The sequence below is a fragment of the Moorena sp. SIO3I6 genome, assembly GCF_010672095.1.
Map to the genome: position 1 here is coordinate 1 of NZ_JAAHHU010001046.1, position 1,749 is coordinate 1,749.

The window sequence follows — 1,749 nt, forward strand, 5'->3', positions numbered from 1 at the left end:
TTGAACAAAATGTTGAGCGCAGTCCCCACCTAGAATCTTTGATTTAGGTGGGGTTAGCGAAACCAATAAACAAAGCGCAGCATCCTTATTCTGGCTTTTCCTGATTCTGGACATATGCAATCAGCTTTTGTAATGGAGCTTGTGTTCCTACTGAAATCAAAGCATAGCTGCCACCCCAGAACATCGGTTTTTCTGACCAGTAAAAACGTTTTAGATGAGCTGCATACTCTTTCCGCATTAGTCGAGAGGAAACAGTTTTGAGGTTATTTACTAGCTTTGACAAGTCAATACTGGGGATAGCTTCAAACAAAACGTGGACGTGATTACTCTCCCCCCCAAATTCAATCAGTTCACAATCCCATTTTGCTAGGGTAGCCCTAAAAATGTCTTCCAAGCGTTCGAGCATCTCCCCTGTTAGGGAATTGTTTCTGAACTTAGTCACTAGTACCAAGTGATAGAGCAACCGAAATGCCGAGTTGGAGCGAGTCTTGAGTCTCCTGAAATCCATAGAGCGGTATCGGCAACTAAATTGACAACTAAATCTTAGCAAGTTAAAATATATTTGGTATTGGTTAAGTCTTTCTCCATGAGCCGGAAGCCAGCTAAAAAGCGAACTAAGCGCAAAAAGTGGCAGTCAGCGTCGTTGATCAGAACTGATGTCTGGTCGCTGTCTTTGACTCGCCATCAGCGTAATTTAGCTATTCTGACGGTGGAAGAGTACCGCCATTTCCTAAAACCTTTGGTACTAATCGCCTATTGGAATTGGTCTGCCCTGTTGGGGTTAACTGCCAAAGAACGGGTGAACACGCTGGAGAAGTTGGTTCACCAGACCGCAGATAATCCCAATCCTAAATATGGTTGGTACTTCAAAAAAGCCATCAATAACCATCCATCGTTTCGCAAGTTTCCCAGCTACCTAAGACGGGCTGCCATCCAAGACGCATTAGGGATTGTTAGCAGCTTTGTGACTCGCTGGCAGGATTGGAAACGAGGCAACAGAAAGCACCGACATGACAAGTCCCCTAAGCTTACTGCCTTCTGTAACAGCTACCCAGCTTTGTACAAAGGTCAACAAATTCGCTATAACGCTAATTTTAACGCTGTAGACCTCAAGGTTTGGAACGGTAAGGATTGGGTATGGCTATTGGCTATTCCTGTTCGTTCGTCGGGAAAAAGCCGCCATCTAGGTCAAGACAACAAACTGATGTCCCCTTCCTTAATTGCTAACGGCCGCAGCGTTCATCTGTCGATGCCCGTCGAGATCGCAATTAAGGAACTGCCGGAATCTGATTGGGTTTGTGCGGTAGACCTAGGAATTAACACCACAGCGACCTGCTCTATCGTTAGTCGGGACGGTACTGTAAAAGCGAGGAAATTTATTTCCCCCGCCAGAGACATAGACCGCCGTGACCAACGCAAGCAGCGTATTGCCACTAAGTCCAAGCAAACCCGTAAGATAACCAAAAGGAATTTGCCTCAAGGGTTCTGCAAGGGATTGTATCGCAAGTCCAAACAGATCAACGAACACATTGCTCAAGTCGTATCCAAAGCTGTAATAGACTTTGGAATCGCTCATCAAGTGAGGGTGATTGTGTTTGAGGACTTGTCAAACTGGAAGGCAAAAGGGGGTAAGCACGGCTCTCTCCAAAAGCAACGATTCCACCAATGGTGTAAAGACCGGATTGTGGAACTTGCCATCCAGAAATTTAGCGAGTTAGGCGGGAACGTCGTCAAGGTTAACGCTAAATA

General features: G+C 45.7%; 2 protein-coding genes. One reads left to right on the plus strand and one right to left on the minus strand.

Annotation, left to right across the window (positions count from 1 at the left end):
* Positions 1-85 precede the first annotated feature (85 nt).
* Positions 86-562 (minus strand): IS200/IS605 family transposase, encoded by a 477-nt coding sequence (gene tnpA / locus F6K49_RS45930; protein ID WP_293109017.1) that lies wholly within the window; start codon positions 560-562, stop codon positions 86-88.
* A 24-nt stretch (positions 563-586) separates the two neighbouring features.
* Between tnpA and F6K49_RS45935 the strand changes: the two genes are divergently transcribed.
* Positions 587-1,749, plus strand: a 1,163-nt coding sequence (locus tag F6K49_RS45935; RefSeq protein ID WP_293109014.1) for a transposase, incomplete at its 3' end; no start/stop codon positions are given.